Source organism: Salinivibrio sp. PR5 (assembly GCF_001996085.1).
Classification (GTDB): domain Bacteria; phylum Pseudomonadota; class Gammaproteobacteria; order Enterobacterales; family Vibrionaceae; genus Salinivibrio; species Salinivibrio proteolyticus.
The window spans coordinates 18,525-34,822 of sequence record NZ_MUFK01000011.1; the positions used below are offsets into that span (position 1 = coordinate 18,525).

At 49.5% G+C, this 16,298-nt stretch carries 14 protein-coding genes; 4 read left to right on the forward strand and 10 right to left on the reverse strand.

Going from position 1 to position 16,298, the window contains the following annotated elements; genetic code table 11:
• Positions 1–12: 12 nt before the first annotated feature.
• The 6 genes from BZG82_RS06250 to BZG82_RS06275 form a co-directional block, all read right to left on the reverse strand.
• Entirely contained in the window at positions 13–1,827 is a 1,815-nt protein-coding gene (locus BZG82_RS06250) for a class I poly(R)-hydroxyalkanoic acid synthase (RefSeq protein WP_077480065.1), read from the reverse strand.
• Positions 1,828–1,908: 81 nt separating this feature from the next.
• Positions 1,909–2,256, reverse strand: a complete 348-nt coding sequence (locus tag BZG82_RS06255) for a phasin family protein (protein WP_069588559.1) — start codon at positions 2,254–2,256, stop codon at positions 1,909–1,911.
• Positions 2,257–2,311: 55 nt separating this feature from the next.
• Complete coding sequence (locus BZG82_RS06260) at positions 2,312–3,523, reverse strand: acetyl-CoA C-acetyltransferase (protein ID WP_077480066.1); 1,212 nt, start codon at positions 3,521–3,523, stop codon at positions 2,312–2,314.
• Positions 3,524–3,537: 14 nt separating this feature from the next.
• Complete coding sequence (locus BZG82_RS06265; RefSeq protein ID WP_077480067.1) at positions 3,538–4,278, reverse strand: SDR family oxidoreductase; 741 nt, start codon at positions 4,276–4,278, stop codon at positions 3,538–3,540.
• Positions 4,279–4,780: 502 nt separating this feature from the next.
• The gene (gene csdE, locus BZG82_RS06270) at positions 4,781–5,209 is read right to left on the reverse strand and encodes a cysteine desulfurase sulfur acceptor subunit CsdE (protein ID WP_232112093.1); all 429 of its coding nucleotides are present in this window, start codon (positions 5,207–5,209) and stop codon (positions 4,781–4,783) included.
• Positions 5,210–5,228: 19 nt separating this feature from the next.
• Positions 5,229–6,440 carry an aminotransferase class V-fold PLP-dependent enzyme gene (locus tag BZG82_RS06275; protein ID WP_077480069.1) on the reverse strand — a complete coding sequence of 404 codons (1,212 nt, stop codon included), beginning with the start codon at positions 6,438–6,440 and terminating at the stop codon, positions 5,229–5,231.
• A 382-nt stretch (positions 6,441–6,822) separates the two neighbouring features.
• On the opposite strand from BZG82_RS06275, the gene BZG82_RS06280 reads away from it, so the two are divergent.
• The 4 genes from BZG82_RS06280 (at position 6,823) to rlmM (ending at position 9,937) form a co-directional block, all read left to right on the forward strand.
• Entirely contained in the window at positions 6,823–7,728 is a 906-nt protein-coding gene (locus BZG82_RS06280; protein ID WP_077663028.1) for a transcriptional regulator GcvA, read from the forward strand.
• On the forward strand, positions 7,725–8,360 hold the full coding sequence (locus tag BZG82_RS06285; RefSeq protein WP_077480070.1) for an alpha/beta family hydrolase: 636 nt from the start codon (positions 7,725–7,727) through the stop codon (positions 8,358–8,360). The genes BZG82_RS06280 and BZG82_RS06285 overlap by 4 nt, the downstream gene beginning before the upstream one ends.
• The gene (locus tag BZG82_RS06290) at positions 8,360–8,740 is read left to right on the forward strand and encodes a DUF423 domain-containing protein (RefSeq protein WP_077765419.1); all 381 of its coding nucleotides are present in this window, start codon (positions 8,360–8,362) and stop codon (positions 8,738–8,740) included. The genes BZG82_RS06285 and BZG82_RS06290 overlap by 1 nt, the downstream gene beginning before the upstream one ends.
• A 108-nt stretch (positions 8,741–8,848) precedes the next feature.
• Positions 8,849–9,937: a 23S rRNA (cytidine(2498)-2'-O)-methyltransferase RlmM gene (gene rlmM, locus BZG82_RS06295; RefSeq protein WP_077639479.1), complete on the forward strand. Its 1,089-nt coding sequence runs from the start codon at positions 8,849–8,851 to the stop codon at positions 9,935–9,937.
• Here the strand turns inward: rlmM and xni are convergent.
• The 4 genes from xni to BZG82_RS06315 all read right to left on the reverse strand — a co-directional run bounded on the left by xni (position 9,934) and on the right by BZG82_RS06315 (position 16,240).
• The gene (xni, locus tag BZG82_RS06300) at positions 9,934–10,719 is read right to left on the reverse strand and encodes a flap endonuclease Xni (RefSeq protein WP_077765420.1); all 786 of its coding nucleotides are present in this window, start codon (positions 10,717–10,719) and stop codon (positions 9,934–9,936) included. The two genes, rlmM and xni, sit on opposite strands and share 4 nt — an antisense overlap.
• A 77-nt stretch (positions 10,720–10,796) precedes the next feature.
• Positions 10,797–12,152: a nucleotide 5'-monophosphate nucleosidase PpnN gene (ppnN, locus tag BZG82_RS06305; RefSeq protein WP_077480074.1), complete on the reverse strand. Its 1,356-nt coding sequence runs from the start codon at positions 12,150–12,152 to the stop codon at positions 10,797–10,799.
• A 103-nt stretch (positions 12,153–12,255) separates the two neighbouring features.
• A complete protein-coding gene (locus tag BZG82_RS06310; RefSeq protein ID WP_077765421.1) occupies positions 12,256–13,815 on the reverse strand; it encodes a GGDEF domain-containing protein in 1,560 nt (519 codons plus the stop codon).
• A gap of 91 nt (positions 13,816–13,906) precedes the next feature.
• Complete coding sequence (locus tag BZG82_RS06315; protein WP_077765422.1) at positions 13,907–16,240, reverse strand: tetratricopeptide repeat protein; 2,334 nt, start codon at positions 16,238–16,240, stop codon at positions 13,907–13,909.
• Between the last annotated feature and the right edge of the window lie 58 nt (positions 16,241–16,298).

Consider the following 16,298-nt stretch of genomic DNA (forward strand, 5'->3'; position numbering starts at 1 on the left):
GACAGTAGTTGGTTACGCGTTAGCTTCTTCAGGCTCAGGTTCGGTTTTTGCCTCTGTGTGAATCGGCAAAACCTGACGAACATACTCACCCGGTGCCGCATAAAGAACCGGATAGTTCTCAGAGCCGATCGCATAAGGCTCTACCTGCTCCTCTGGGCTATAGCTTCGCAGCCATTTCTCCCAATGCGTCCACCAAGAGCCCGTGTGATGTGACGCATTATCGAGCCACTCATCGGCTGAATCAGGCAGACTATCGTTGGTCCAGAATCCGTACTTTTTCTTCACAGGGTGGTTAACAATCCCCGCAATGTGACCAGACTCACCCAACACAAAGGTTTTATTGCCACCGACATTCAGTGCACCGCGATAGGTGCCTTGCCATAGGGCAATGTGATCTTCTTTGGTCGAGATGAAGTAGCTTGGCACCTTGATCTTGTTGAGATCAATCCAGACGCCACCGACTTTAACCCCTTTGTCTTGCACCAATTTGTTTTCAAGATACAAATCGCGCAGGATAAAGTTGTGGGTTTTCGCCGCCACGTTGGTGCTATCGCTATTCCAATACAGCAAGTCAAAATCGACAGGACTATTTCCCTTGAGATAGTTCTCAATGTAATAGTTCCAGTACAAGCTGTTTTCGCGAAGCAAGCTGAAAGTGACGCTGAGTGAGCGGCCATCCATATAACCACGCGCTGTATTTTGCGCTTCAATCGCTCGGATCAAGCTGTCATTGATATAGGCGCCAATTTCACCCGGCTGAGAGAAGTCGAGTAAGGTGGTAAAGAAGCTCGCCGACTTGATACGTGCTTTCATGCGCTTCGCGGCATAGTATGCAATCGTACAGGCCAGTACGGTGCCGCCGATACAGTAACCCACGCCGTTAATCTGCGACTGTCCTGTAATTTCTTCGATAGCACTAACCGCTTTGACAGTGCCTTGGGTCACATAGTCTTCAAACCCGATCTCTGCTTGCTCTGCAGAAGGGTTACGCCATGACATCAAGAACACGGTATGGCCTTGTTCGACCAGCCAGCGCACTAGTGAGTTTTTCTCACGTAAATCGAGAATGTAATACTTATTAATAAACGGAGGCACCACCAAGATGGGTGTCGCGTGTACTTTCTCCGTCATAGGACGATATTGAATGAGTTCAAACACCTCATTCTTAAACACCACATCCCCTGGGGTGTTCGCTACATCGTCACCGACACGGAAGGCATTGTTGTTGGTCATGCGCACTTTCAAAATATCGGCGCTTGACTCCATGTCTTGTTTTAGCTGCTCCATACCACGAAGTAGGTTTTCGCCCTGAGACTCCAATGTCATTTTCAACAGTTCAGGGTTGGTCGCGATATAGTTGCTTGGCGCCATAGCGTTAATCGCTTGACGTGAAAAGAAAGAAAGGCGCTCACGGGTTTTTTCATCGAGGCCTTCAATAGCATCGATGGTTTGCATGTAGGTGCGCCCGAACAGCAAGTAAGACTGCTTAATAAAGTTGTACAAGACGTCTTCTTGCCATGCTTTGTCTTTGAAACGCTTGTCATCTCGCTCTTCGCTGACGACCTCTTCGGTATTGTCGCGCGCGAGCATGGCGTTTTGCCAAATTTGAAGTTGTTGTTCCCACCACTGCATTTGTACCTGTAAAAGTGCAGCGGGTTGTTGAGCCGCACCTTCCAGCAACTGAGCAGTGTCTTGCAGGCTAATTTCCTGCATGGCTTGGTTGAACGGTGTGTTTACGGCTGCCTTGCCCTGCTCAAGATCCTGCCACCATTGCTGGTTTTGTTCTTGCAGCCTGGCAAGGTAGTCCGAAAAGAAGTGATGAAACATAGTCTTGCCCTCTTAAACGGATAAACACCACAAAGGCCTGCTACCCACAAGGCAACAGGCGCTGTTGTAGTGGCCTTGCCCTTATGCTGGGGTGCCAGTTTTCATGTTTTCGGCAGTCAACTTGTCGATATCTTCTTTGAACTCTTTGGCGATATTTTGCAGCTTGGTGCTGTCGTCCATCATTTGCTGAGACAGTTTTGTCAGCGCAGAAAGCTGCTGGCTGCTGAATGACGTCAGTGTTGATACGTCTTTCACTTCGCTTGCCGCTTTCATTTGCTCCAGACCTAGCTGGCTGTATGTGCGCATGGCATTCATTTGCAGCTCGGTAAGAGTTTCTACGTTTTTGGCTACCAATTTGTTGAAGTTAACGTATGGAGCCAAGGCTTTTTCAGATTGCTCAGAAAACGCTTTAAACATATCTGTGTACATGGTGTATCTCCTGATAGTGTTGTCTGGGATAGTTCCCAAGGTCGCAAATGTCCATTTACGCTTGTGTACGCTTGATAACCAAAGCCGTACCCATGCCGCCGCCAATACACAAAGAAGCGACGCCATAGGTGGCGCTTCTTCGGGTCAGCTCGTGTAGCAGTGTGACCACAATCCGGTTACCAGACGCGCCAAGAGGGTGGCCGAGTGCAATGGCACCGCCATTCACGTTTGCACGCTCCAATAAAGCATCCGGAGTGATTTGATGGTGTTGTGCTAACTGATGAACCACACCGAGCGCTTGGGCTGCAAAGGCTTCGTTCAGCTCAAACAAATCGATGTTGTCGATAGTCAGGTTGGCCTTATCGAGCGCGGCATTGACCGCACCAACTGGACCAAGCCCCATAACGCTCGGGTCAATACCGTGCTGCGCGTAAGCAGTAATCTCAGCAAGCGGAGTCAGGCCATGTTTGGCGACGGCAGATTCAGAGGCAACAATGACGGCACTGGCGCCATCGTTGATGCCAGACGCATTGCCTGCAGTGACCGTTCCTTCTTTATCAAAAGCTGGACGTAGCTTGGTGAGTCCTTCTAACGTGGCATCAGCCTTTGGATATTCATCGGTATCAAAGGTGAGTGTTTGCTTACGCTGTTTCACTTCGACGGGCACAATTTCTTGCTTGAAATGGCCCGCTTCGATTGCGGCAATCGCTTTTTGCTGGCTGCTTAGTGCGAAACTGTCTTGTTGCTCACGGGTAATCCCGACTTCTTTGGCAACGTTTTCGGCTGTCACGCCCATGTGATATTGGTTGTACACATCGGTAAGGCCATCATTGATGAGTAAGTCTTTCATCGCAAAATTGCCCATCTTTTGTCCGGTGCGTAAATTTCCTGCCGCAGCAAACGGGATCTGTGACATGTTTTCTACCCCCGCAGCGACCACAACCTGTGCGTCACCTGCGCGAATGTGCGTCACAGCATCCATAATTGACTTCATGCCACTGCCGCAAACCATATTGACAGAATAGGCGGGCACGCTAGCTGGAATGTCTGCGTAAATGGCGGCTTGACGGCCAATACCCATGCCTTGTCCTGCACTGACCACATTACCGACGATGACTTCATCGATAACGTCGCCGCTAAGCGATCCAGCCTGCAATGCACCTTTGATTGCATGAGCGGCCAGTTGACCTGCTGGGATATCTTTTAGCGCCCCTGAAAATGCGCCAATAGCAGTACGTTTTGCTGCTACGATATAAATGCGTTCCATCATCGTTCCCTGATTTATTGCATGTATAAGCCGCCGTTCACCGACAGCGTTTCACCTGTAATATAGGCACCTGCATCGCTCGCGAGGTAGGTCACAGCCGCGGCGATTTCTTCAGGTTTAGCAAGACGTTTCATCGGTATTTGATTGGTGATGGACTCTAGAACGTCATCACGCATAGCGGTGACCATAGGCGTTGCGGTATAGCCAGGAGCAACCACATTAACGGTTACGCCGGCGCGCGCGCCTTCGGCAGCGAGTGACTTACTAAAGCCCATCATGCCGGCTTTGGCTGCGGCATAGTTGGCTTGGCCGAACTGACCTTTTTGGCCATTAACCGATGAAATATTAATGATACGTCCACCGCCTTTTTCACACATCGCGGCGAATAAAGGCTGGGTGACGTTAAAGAGGCTATTGAGGTTGGTATTAATGACTTCATGCCATTGGGTGGCATCCATCTTTTTAAAGACGCTATCGCGTGTGATGCCTGCGTTGTTCACGAGTACATCGACGGTGCCTTCTTCTTCAAGCAGTTTGGCAAGACGTGTGGCACACTGCTGAGTATCTGTGACATCGAGTTCAAAAAGGCGTACTTGTTCGGTATTGAAGTTCTTTTCTTCAAACCACTCTTGCGCGCAGCTTTGGCCGCCGGTGAAGTGGGTTGCAATCACGCGGTATCCTTCTTGAACCAATTGTTCTGTGATCGCTGAACCAATACCGCCTTTTGCGCCGGTAACTAATGCCAGTTTCTTCATGTATGACTCCATTCACTACAACAAGCAAATTAAACGAGATGCCTGAAGCCGCATCTGGAACCACTCACGCCAGAATTACAGTCATCCTTATTGTCTATGAGTAACAGCAAGACCTATGCCAATAATGATTAATAYCTTCTGTCACTGTTGTTGGGCAGTCTATCGTGAAGGTGTGACCCTTTTATGACCGCCGATATTTAACCTAACGAATTTGAGAAATTACGCAAAGTAAAAACGCGTTCTTTTATCTATTCGAGATCTATGTCAATGATTAACCGCAAAAATGAAATCAAATGTAAAAAAATTGTTCATTTTTAGTTTTCCAGTTGATCGATTGTTAGTGACTAAAATAACCAAATTATTGGCGATGTTATCGATTGCGTTTTGGTGGTCTTAAGATAGCTTAGTGGCTAAATATGAATGGATTGTTAGGCAATTGAGTGGGTGGGGTAAACAGGCTTTTTGCTGTGTTTATTGTTGCTATCCGCCTGTTTACGCTTGATTATTTAATCTCGGAATGAATATGTTGCACGATGGCGTGCAAGCCATTGGTGCGTGATTCACTGAGGTGGTGTGCAAGCCCGGCTTGCGAGAAGACCGCATTTAAATCTAACTGAGCGATCTGTGTGTGGTTTTGGCCGTTCACACAGGCGAGAACCACGGCTAGCAGTCCTTTTACAATACGCGCATTGGAGTCGGCGGCAAAGTAGTGCGTTTCCGCGTCTTTGTGGTGCAAAAACCACACATCACTTTCACAGCCCGATACTTGGCTCGCAGCCTGTTTTTGCGCGTCAGTGAAGGACGGTAAACGTTTTCCCCAGATAATAAGCTGGCGGTATTTGTCTTCCCAGTTGGTGTGTTGTGCCAGCATCTCGGCAACGGTGTGTTGGTCGAGCTCACTGCCAAATGGGTGAGAGGGTAAGTCCATCATGAATCCTATTAATTAGCGATTAAACACCGAGTAAATATAACGTTTTATCCAGTGCAGTCAGGAAGCGGTCAATGTCTTCTTGGCTATTATAGGCACCCAAAGATACACGGACTGTGCCCTCTATATTGAGCGCCTTAATAAACGGATGCGCACAGTGATGGCCCGAACGCACCGCGATATTTTGTTGGCCGAGTAGCTCAGCAATGTCCGCGTGGTGCTCGCCATCCACCACGAAAGACACCATAGTACTATGCGGTTGTGGACAGATAAGCTGAATGGCAGGACGTTGCTTCAGACCCTCGACAAGAGCTTGATAACAGGTGCTGAGATGAGCGTCTATTGCGCGCAAGTCATATTGTGTTAACCATTGGATCGCGGCTGCCAGTCCAATCGCTCCAGCCGCATTTGGGGTACCGGCCTCAAAGCGAGCAGGGAGCGGGGCGAGAGTATGCTGCTCAAAGCTTACGTCAGTGATCATTTTGCCACCGCCGTGAAAAGCGGGCAGTGCGGCGAGACTATCGTGTTTGCCGTAAAGCACGCCAATCCCCGTTGGCCCGTATAACTTGTGGCCGGAAAACACGTAAAAGTCAGCATCAAGCTCAGCCATGCTGATGGGGTCATGAACTATACCTTGTGCACCATCAACGATCACAATTGCACCATAACGATGCGCCATGGCAGTCATCTTTTCGATAGGATGGCGGGTACCCGTAACATTGCTGACATGGCTGACAGCAACAATCCGCGTGTGAGTATTCAGTGCTTGTTGGTACGCATGTAAATCGAGCTGGCCGGTGAGCGGACAGCAGGGGATTTTGACTAAGGTCGCGCCAGTGCGTTCACAGACTAATTGCCATGGAACCAGGTTGGCGTGATGCTCCATTTCACTGACCAAGATCTCATCCTGTGCAGTGAAATGTTGGCTCAGGCTGTAAGCCAATAAATTGATCGATTCGGTGGCGCCTCGTGTCCAGATGATCTCATTGGGTTTGGCATCAATAAATGCTGCGACATCCCGACGCGCTTGTTCGAACTTCTCGGTTGCAGTGAGTGACGCTTGGTGCTGGCCACGATGTACATTAGCTAATGGCGATGAATAAAAATCACTGATGGCATCAATCACTGCTTGGGGCTTTTGTGCCGTAGCGGCACTGTCGAGGTACACCCAGTCCGGATTTTCGCAGGCAGGAAATTGGGCGCGTAGTGCGTGAATATCGAAATGTTGCGTCATAGTACGAGCTGTCCAAACTGAATCTTGCTTATGATCCCTATCTCTTGGCTGGAACTCAAGTAACTTTATCGCTCAGAGAATGCATCGCGTGGATAGGCGTTATCAAACAGACAAAAAAAAGCACTGAGCAAAGCTCAGTGCCAACAAATATGTAATGACAGACAATGTCAAAATACAGGAAGTTAAAAGTGGTAGATACGACTACCTGTCTAACCAGTGTTAGACAAATGCAAACACAACATCGCAACCACGGAAACAGTCTTAAATAGAGAGACGTCACTTGTGGATGCGGGATGCACTATAGGAGGTTGCTGGTATATCAGCAATCGACAATTTATAATGGCAACGATTAGAAAAACTAATGACAAGAGGTGAGCTGTTTATGGCAAGGCGTCTCCCACCGCTAAACGCGCTTCGAGTGTTTGAGGCCGCGGCGCGACATTTAAGCTTTACACGGGCTGCCGAAGAGCTTTTTGTGACTCAGGCTGCAGTTAGCCACCAAATCAAAGCGCTGGAAGAGTTCCTTGGCCTTAAGCTCTTTCGGCGTCGCAACCGATCTTTGCTGCTAACCGAAGAAGGTCAGAGTTACTTTCTTGATATTAAAGATATTTTTTCCGAGCTTTCCTATGCGACCGATAAAGTATTGGAGCGGAGTGCGAAAGGGGCGCTCACCATCAGTCTTCCGCCGAGTTTTGCTATTCAATGGTTGGTGCCTCGTTTAGCTGATTTCAATAAAGCGCATCCCGATATCGATGTTCGGATAAAAGCAGTTGATTTGGAAGACGGATCACTGACGGATGATGTGGATGTGGCTATTTACTACGGCCGAGGGAATTGGTCGGGGCTACGTTGCGATCTTTTATACCAAGAGTGCCTACTCCCGGTTTGCTCGCCCTTACTGTTAGAGTCCGGTAAGCCGCTGACTTGTCCTGATGATCTCAAACACCATGTGTTACTGCACGATCGCTCACGCAAAGAGTGGAAAGCATTTGCGAAGGCGCATCACCTGACGGATATCAATTTGGAACATGGACCTATCTTTAGTCACTCTTCCATGGTGTTACAAGCGGCAGCCCACGGCCAAGGTGTCGCACTAGGTAATAATGTGTTATCCCAACCTGAATTGGCGTCAGGACGACTTGTACATCCATTTGAACAAGTACTTAAAAGTGACAATGGCTTTTACTTGGTTAGCCAACAGCGTGATGCGGAAACCGGTCGGATTGCGGCATTTCGAGAGTGGATGCTAGAAACGGCTGCGAAAGAGCAGGAGAAGATGAATTTATGACAGAACTTTTGATTGATGGTGAGCAGACAGCAACGGATTGGATTATTTTTGCTCACGGTGCGGGCGCGGACAAAGATCATGAATTTATGGCCGATATGGCAGTACGATTGAGCGAGCATACTTGTGTGGTACGATTTAATTTCCCTTACATGGATAAGCGAAAAGTCGATGGTAAAAAACGCCCGCCAGACCGTGCGCCTGCTCTGCTGAGCTGTTTTGAAGCTGTGATTGAGCAGGTTAACTGTCTGCGTCCTGCGACCAGCCGTTTATGGCTGGCCGGTAAATCGATGGGGGGCAGAATGGCCAGTCATTTAACCGAAAATCCAAGTGTTTCAGGTGTGATCTGTCTGGGCTTTCCATTTCATCCGCCGGGCAAACCTGAAAAATACAAGGGCGAACATTTAGCGTCAGTCACTCGTCCTGTATTGATTTTGCAAGGTGAGCGAGACACCTTTGGCCGCCAAGAAGAGGTGGTGAGTTATTCACTATCGCCCAGTGTCGAGGTCGCGTTCTTGCCCGATGGCGATCATAGCTTTAAACCTCGCAAAGCCTCGGGACTGACAGAGATGCAAAATCGCCAAACCGCCGTTTCGCATCTGTGCCAGTTTATTCACCAACAAGGAGCAAATTGATGAGGCGTCAGTATTGGCTTATTTCAGGGGCGCTTGGTGCCGGATTAGCGGTGGCGCTCGGCGCATTTGCCGCACATGGCCTGAAAGCGACGCTCAACGACTATGAGCTCGCGATTTTTAAAACCGGCGTCAATTATCAAATGTGGCACAGTTTGGCGTTGTTGTGTCTTGGGGCGGTTGCGCCTCAGCTGCCTGAGCGCTGTGTAGTTACAACGGGTATCGCATGGTGGGTTGGGATACTCTGTTTTAGTGGCAGCTTGTATCTTTTGGCATTGACACACATGACTTGGCTCGGGCCTGTCACCCCGCTCGGTGGGCTAAGCTTTTTAGTCGGCTGGGGCGCATTGGCGTTTGGGGCATGGCGCGCAGGTCGCCAGTAAACCAAAATCGTCAGGGTTGGCATTTCTTTCCTAACCGCTTGGCATATATAATGCGCAGCTTGTTTTTTGTCACGGTAATCGTGACGGTGACCCAAACCAGAGGAAGTCATGAATCAGGTTTTGCTTTACTGTCGTGCAGGGTTTGAAAAAGACTGTGCGGCGGAAATTCAACAAAAAACCACTGAGCTGGGTATTTACGGATTTCCGCGAGTGATTAACAACAGCGCCTATGTGCTGTTTGAATGCTACCAAGACGGTGAGGCTGAGCAGATTGTTCGTGATCTGCCGCTCGACTCCCTGATCTTTGCCCGGCAAATGATTGCGGTGACCGCATCGCTCTCTGATCTGGATCCGGACGACCGAATTTCTCCGATTTTGGCTGTTGCAGATGCGCTGCCCAAAGCGGGAGACTTGCGGGTGGAGACGCCTGATAATGACGAGGCGAAAGCCTTATTGAAGTTTTGTCGTAAGTTCACCGTTCCATTGCGTCAGGCACTGCGAAAGCAGGGCGTGATGTTAGCAAAAGACAATCCTAAAAAGCCGGTTATTCATCTTTGCTTTATCGCGCCGGGGACATGCTTTGTGGGTTACTCATTGACCACCAATAACTCACCGCATTACATGGGCATCCCGCGTATGAAATTTCCTGCCGATGCACCGAGTCGCTCGACCTTAAAGTTAGAAGAAGCGTTCCATCACTTTATTCCTAAAGAAGAGTGGGATACGCGACTCGCGCCCGGATTATGGGCGGTCGACTTGGGGGCTTGTCCCGGCGGCTGGACTTACCAGTTAGTGAAGCGTTCGATGTTTGTGCATGCGGTTGATAACGGCGCGATGGATGAAAGCTTGATGGAAACTGGCCAAGTATTCCATCATGCCGAAGATGGCTTTAAGTTTGAGCCCACGAGAAAAAATGTGACTTGGTTGGTCTGTGACATGATCGAAAAACCCTCCCGCGTCGCTCAACTCATGGGGGAGTGGTTGATTGCAGGATGGGCGAAAGAGGCCATGTTCAACTTGAAGCTGCCCATGAGCCGTCGATATGAGCAGGTTTCTTATAACCTCGACACCTTGGGTGAGTTTTTAAAGCAGCACAACATTCCCTACGAGATGAAGGCGAAACACCTTTATCACGATCGTGAAGAAATCACCGTGTACTTACGTCGTGTAAAACGTCAACACTCGCTGAATGGTTAGGCACTGACTGTAGTGGGCTGAAAGCGGATATCCTGTAGGTTAAAGCCCAGTGGGATATCCGTTTTTAGTTGTGCCACGGCCTTACATTTGCGTGCGAGATCGTGGTGACCATCTAACTTCTTCGCCCACTTTTCAGCCAGATCATTAGCCGAAAGTATGGCGTCGAGATCGCCATACTGGGACAGTAAATTGGCTGCGCTTTTCGGGCCAATACCCGGCACGCCGCTGATCTCACTGCTGCTGATGCCGGCGAGCCCCCAGAAGTCACACAACTGCTCAGGGCGAACGCCAAAACTCTTTTCCACAAATGCCAAATCAAGCCAGCGATGTTGGAAGTAATCCCGTACCCGCAATGTTGGCTGTAAGAGTTGGCAATAGCCTTTATCGGTGGAAACTATGGTGACTTGTTCGCGATGGGCCGCGACTTTTAATGCGAGCGTTGCGATCATGTCATCAGCCTCATCTCCTTGTGAGAGCAAGGAGTCTACACCACGCTGCCAGAATGCATCTTGAATGGTGTCCAACCCTTGTTCGAGGTCGGCGGGCATGGGTTTCCGTCCCTGCTTGTACTCAGGTAGGATATCGGCACGCCAACCTCTGTCTTGGCCTGTATGATCGAAAACCGCAACAATATGGCTGGGCTCACTGTGACTGATGATTTTATCGAGTGTTTTCAGGCAGGTCTGTGTGGTTGCCTCAAGGGTATGAGTATCGGGTTGGGCGGCATGAACGCGACGAATGAGGTTCATGGCATCAATGATAACAACGTGAAGCTTGGACATAGACTTAACCGGTAACAATGAGCAGCATGCTGCCCATTGTACCAGTTTACACGGGTGGGCAAAGCCGCCCGATGGGATTAAGAGACGATTTGATAGCAAGGCACATACTCAGTGCCAGGTAATTTCATTCGTTGCTGATCGACAAAGCTTTGCAGCAGCTTATCCATTTTCGCCATCAGCACTTTATCACCGTCAATTTTAAACGGGCCATGTTGCTCAATGTTACGGATCCCCTCATCTTTAACGTTACCTGCCACAATACCTGAAAATGCTTGGCGCAATGCCGATGCCAGCAGTTCAGGACGTTGGTTCATATGCAGATTCAGATTTGCCATGTTGGCATGGGTCGGCTCAAATGGCAGTTGGAATTCTGGCTCGATTTTGAGTGACCAGTTGTAGGAGTATGCATCTCCAGTGGCTTTACGGTGTTCTTTTACCGCTGGCATCGCATTTTTCATTAAACGCGCGGCTTTGGCCGGATCGTCAATCACAATTTCATAATATCGAGTCGCTTGGTCGCCAAGGACTTCGCGAATGAAGGTGTCGATATTGCGGAAATAGTCTTCGCTTTCTTTTGGCCCAGTTAGCACAATGGGTAGTGGTTGTTCACGGTTCTCTGGGTGCATCATGATACCGAGAATGTAGAGCAGTTCTTCAGCGGTCCCTGCCCCGCCAGGGAAGATAATAATGCCGTGGGCGATACGGACAAAAGCTTCAAGGCGTTTTTCGATGTCAGGCATGATCACTAGCTCGTTGACCATGGGGTTCGGTGGCTCGGCGGCAATGATAGATGGCTCGGTAAGACCGATGAAGCGACTATCGTAGATACGCTGTTTCGCATGTCCAATCGCGGCGCCTTTCATTGGCCCCTCCATCGCGCCGGGGCCACACCCTGTGCAGATGTCTAGCTCACGTAATCCCAGCTCATGACCAACTTCTCGGGTGTACTGGTACTCAATATCATTGATTGAGTGACCGCCCCAGCAGACGACGAGATTAGGGTCGACTCGCGGCCGCAGTGTTTTTGCGTTGCGTAAGATGCCAAAGATCAGGTTGGTGATATGAGCGGAGCTAGTGAGGTTGAGATTCGGACTATGCTCGAGCTGTACATTGACATGGATAATATCGCGCAAGACGGAAAACATATGTTCTTGAATACCGCGAATAATTTTTCCATCGACAAATGCATGGTCGGGTGGATTCACCAGCTCTAGTTTGATTCCCCGCTCTCGACGCAATACGCGGATCTCAAAGTTGGTATGTTTCTCCAACAAGGCTTTGGAGCTATCGGTGTGGCTGCCTGAGTTCAGAACGGCCAGTGAGCAATTGCGATAAAGGCGGTATAAGTCGCTGCTTGCACTCGCTTTTAGACGATCAACCTCGATTTGAGAAAGCAGGTCCATGGTGCCGATAGGGCTAATGTGTGTGATCATAGCGACAACCTCTTGAAGACAAATTAGGAAGGGCAGAGCGGTGCTATAAAAATCAGTGTGTTAATTAAAAATACACACAGGTTGGCAGATTGACCAGAAAAAATTAACACCAAATGATTTGGTTGCGACCGGCGTTTTTCGCTTGATAGAGGGCTTGGTCGGCACGCTCAAGTACATGTGTTGGTGTGTCTGAGCCGGAGAAGAGCGTGGCACCAATCGATGCGGTAATCGAGACGCGTTGGTTTTTGAATTTCAACGGCAACTTATGAATGGTATGGCTCACATTGGCCAGAATATCGGTACGGGTCTTTTCATCCGCATCAGGCAGTAAAACCACAAACTCTTCGCCACCAAAGCGAGCGATAAAGTCGGTATCACGCAGACACTGATAAATACTGCGTGCGATAATCTTGAGAGCTTTATCACCGACAAGGTGACCGAATTGGGCATTCACCTCTTTAAAGTGATCGATGTCGATCACCGCGAGACAGAAGTCATGTTGGTATTTACGCCATAGACGATATTCATGCTCAAGACGGTCGTGCATTGCCGCGCGGTTGTAGACTCGAGTGAGCGGATCGAGTAACAGCTTACGCTCTTGGTCGCCCAAGCGGCGTCTTTGATCCATGGTTTGTTCGGCAACTGCGTTTAGTTGGTTTTGATTATGCGCCAGTTGTTCAACCAAAGACTGCTCGCGATTTTTAAGCGCTTTATTCTCGTCGGCGAGCGCTTTGAGATCGGCCAGCGCATGCGCTAACGAGCGACTCAGTGCAGTGGCATCGGCGCTAGGTGCATTCAGATCGCGTTCAATGTTAGCGATAGTGCCGCCCAGCAGGGTATCAATACGCTGATGGTCTTGGCGCAAGCTGTGGGCATGGTCGTAAGCGCGGGTATTTTGTTGGCTGATCGCAATCAGATTATCATTCACTTGCGCCAAAAATGCTTGCGAGGCCCGCCGCTCGGCATGTGTCGCCTCTAGGATGAGCTTGAGCGATTCTAACGTGAGTGCAATGATGGTCGCAGGCGAGAGTGCGTCGAGTAGCTGTTGACGAATATCGAGCAAGCGTTGACCTGCTTCCCCGTCGAGATCAAGTTCAGTGATTAGGTTTTGCAATTCATCGGCAACACGGCGAATTTGATCCTGTTCGAGGGTAGTCTCCGAGTGTCGAGCGCTGGGACGTACCGCTTGCAAGGTGACAGCGCGCTCATAGAGTTGGAGTAACTTGACCAACTGTTGGGTGCGGGTGGTTTGATCGTCCGCCGGTTGAGATAAAAGATCGCGCAAGTCGCGCTTCAGTTGTGCTGGTAAGCCGGGCACGCGCTTTAGTGTTTCGCCACTAGCATGAAACTGCGCACTAAGATGCGACTCGACTTTCTTTTGTGTCATATCGTGCTGACCCACCATGCGTTCTATAATCGCTAACCGCGGGATCAGAGGGCTGACATCCTGCGTAACATGTAACAGCTCACGGAATTCAGCCAACTTTTTATCGAGTAGCGAGCTTTTTCCGGTACAGGTCGCGACAAAGCGAGTCACCAAGCGCTTGAGAATATGGATCTCACGACGTGATTTTAAGGCCAAGTCCCGATACGCGTATGGCGTATCTTCTTGGACCGCAGACGCGGTGCCTGCCGTTACCGGCTGTGGATTGGACTTATTCATTTCTCGGGGATACACCTGACAACATTTGCGATGACGCAACAGGCGGCGGGATTCGCCAGCCAAACGCCTCTAGCTATACCGACTTATTGCTTCAATCATCAATAATTAACCCTCGCTTTTTATCAGATTCGTGATCCGTCTGCCAGTTAATTGATGTGTTCGCTGACGTTTTAACCTTCACTAACCCGGAGTCAATACCGCGCAGGCAGGCATGTCGTAAGTTGGTATTGACGAAGCTGGCGGCAGGCGCGGTATCAATGGCGCTTAAATGTACCCAATGGCTATCACCACTTTGCTCCGCGAGCTCACATGCTTTATTGGTAGCTGTGAGGAGAATTTCAATCAATTCCTGATCGTTGATCGAGGTATACGCTCGCGGCAAGAAAGGATATTCAGCCAGCCCGACACAAACCTGAGTTGAGAGGCTGATATTTGCTGATAGCGTATCATCCTGATCACTGTCGTCGGGTTGCTGATGATAATGAGCGACAAAATCTTCAATCAAAGATTGAACAAAATGGGCAAGGGCGTCGGGTTGGGCATCTTCTTCCCAGTTGGTTTCAATATAAATGAATAAGGCATCGGCAAAGTGATATAGGCGACCGGTTCCCGTGACTTTATCGGAGAGATATTCACCCAGCTGACGTTCGATATCCTGCGCATATTGATAGCCATGGTGCAAAAATAAATCCTTTAAAAAGGCGACATCAAACATTGCGAATCTCAGCCGGTCACTAAGTGGCTGGTGGATCATGTCGTTTAAGTACCATTGCTCAAAATTAGCATTACTTTTTTCTAACGAACGGGGCAGCTTGGCATTGAGCATCCGTAGGTTGCGCAGTCCAGTACGAGGGTGGGCATAAAAATCGTCACGCAATTGCTCAAGCTCGATTTGGCGTATTACGGCGGCGCGGTGGCGCAAATAGACGATGACCAGCAGCACACCAAGGCTACCGAGCAAGAAATAGTTAACTTTTTGCAAATGGATTTGCTCTTGACGCGCGCCATCGAGTTGACGCTGTAGTTCGTCCATTTGTAATTGGCGCTCGACCACACGTTGCTGTTGTTTGAACGTATCGGCTTGGCTTTGTTGCTCTGTTTCGGTTTGACGGGCGCGTAAGCGTTCGTACTCGCGTTGCATGGCGAGTGCCTGTTGATACTGCCCCTGAGCTTCCAACGCCGCGGACAAAGCCTGATACGCACGTGTGACGGTGGCGAGGTCTTGCTGGGCTTGGGCCTGTTCAAGCGCAGTTTGGATTTCTTTTTCGGCCAGTTTGGGCTTAGACAGGGCTAAATGAATTTGCCCTTGCAACAGGATTGCTTGGGTTGTGAGCTGCGAGTTGGGCATTGCACCGGCTAAGCGTAACGTATCTTGAATATAGCGGTCGCTTAATGGGTAGTGAGATAACTCGAAATAGGTTCTTGCAATGGCAAAGTGGACCTCGGCCAGAGGCTTAGGTCTGGACAGGTTTTGCTCAATTTCAAGCGCGTTAAAGTAATGCACTAACGCAAAGTTATAACGCGCTTGTTGTTCGTAAATCGCGGCCAATAAACGCTGGGAAGCGGAAAGCTGACGGCTCAGTGAAAAGTGTTCAAAAAACGCTGCTGCTTGGTTCGCGTGCTCGAGGGCTTGTTTGAGTACGCCTTGCTGAAAGTACAATTGCGCAAGTTGCATGTTAGCGCGAGCGATAAGCGCGGTGTACTCATTTTCACTGGCTATCCAAAACGCACTGAGCAACTCGGTCAATGCGCTTTCATGCTGTTTTTCATCGAGTAGGAAAGTCCCCAACGAAAGTTGAAACTCGACTTTATCACGCAGGTTTTCCGGGTGAGTGGATAATTGGCTACGTGCACGCTCATAAGCGATGAGCGCCGTTTCACTGTCTGCCGTGGCGGCGAGAATATTGGCGCGCAACAAGGCGCTGTTAAAACGCACGTCGTGGATGTTGAGGCTGTTATCAGGAAGCGCATTCAATGCTGCATCGACTTCATCCAGTTTATGTAATGCCTGTTTATCATCGCCGACTAAATGCCAAGTAAGGGACGCTTCGGTCAGCATCACTTGCACCAGTGTGTGTTTGAGCTCGTGCTCTTCGACGACTTGATAGGCTTTTTGTAATGCCGCTTTGGCTTCTAGCGGTTGCTCAAGGTGTGCGTAAGCACGAGCACTGATCAAATAGGCGTACACCGTATGCAAGGGGGTGCGAATTGAGCGATCGGTATCGTTATTGACGTGAGAGCGGTTTGCACCCGTAGTGAGTCGTCGCTGGGCTAAGAAACGGTTACTGATCTCTAACGATTGCTCAGGCGCGGTGGCTAACAGTTCTTCTGCATTGGTTAGTACAGGTGAGGAGTGGATAGAAGCCAACGCCATGGACGACGTTAACCATAAGAGCAGGCCTAGGAAGGGGCGGCTAAAGCGCATGCGCTATCCTCAAAAATGCGTCTGAACAAAAATGAAGGCTGCCAGTTTGAGACAGCCA

Coding starts and splice junctions, on each gene's coding strand:
- BZG82_RS06250 (WP_077480065.1), bottom strand. CDS start 1,827: ATGTTTCATCACTTCTTTTCGGACTACCTTGCCAGGCTGCAAGAACAA.
- BZG82_RS06255 (WP_069588559.1), bottom strand. CDS start 2,256: ATGTACACAGATATGTTTAAAGCGTTTTCTGAGCAATCTGAAAAAGCC.
- BZG82_RS06260 (WP_077480066.1), bottom strand. CDS start 3,523: ATGGAACGCATTTATATCGTAGCAGCAAAACGTACTGCTATTGGCGCA.
- BZG82_RS06265 (WP_077480067.1), bottom strand. CDS start 4,278: ATGAAGAAACTGGCATTAGTTACCGGCGCAAAAGGCGGTATTGGTTCA.
- csdE (WP_232112093.1), bottom strand. CDS start 5,209: ATGATGGACTTACCCTCTCACCCATTTGGCAGTGAGCTCGACCAACAC.
- BZG82_RS06275 (WP_077480069.1), bottom strand. CDS start 6,440: ATGACGCAACATTTCGATATTCACGCACTACGCGCCCAATTTCCTGCC.
- BZG82_RS06280 (WP_077663028.1), top strand. CDS start 6,823: ATGGCAAGGCGTCTCCCACCGCTAAACGCGCTTCGAGTGTTTGAGGCC.
- BZG82_RS06285 (WP_077480070.1), top strand. CDS start 7,725: ATGACAGAACTTTTGATTGATGGTGAGCAGACAGCAACGGATTGGATT.
- BZG82_RS06290 (WP_077765419.1), top strand. CDS start 8,360: ATGAGGCGTCAGTATTGGCTTATTTCAGGGGCGCTTGGTGCCGGATTA.
- rlmM (WP_077639479.1), top strand. CDS start 8,849: ATGAATCAGGTTTTGCTTTACTGTCGTGCAGGGTTTGAAAAAGACTGT.
- xni (WP_077765420.1), bottom strand. CDS start 10,719: ATGTCCAAGCTTCACGTTGTTATCATTGATGCCATGAACCTCATTCGT.
- ppnN (WP_077480074.1), bottom strand. CDS start 12,152: ATGATCACACACATTAGCCCTATCGGCACCATGGACCTGCTTTCTCAA.
- BZG82_RS06310 (WP_077765421.1), bottom strand. CDS start 13,815: ATGAATAAGTCCAATCCACAGCCGGTAACGGCAGGCACCGCGTCTGCG.
- BZG82_RS06315 (WP_077765422.1), bottom strand. CDS start 16,240: ATGCGCTTTAGCCGCCCCTTCCTAGGCCTGCTCTTATGGTTAACGTCG.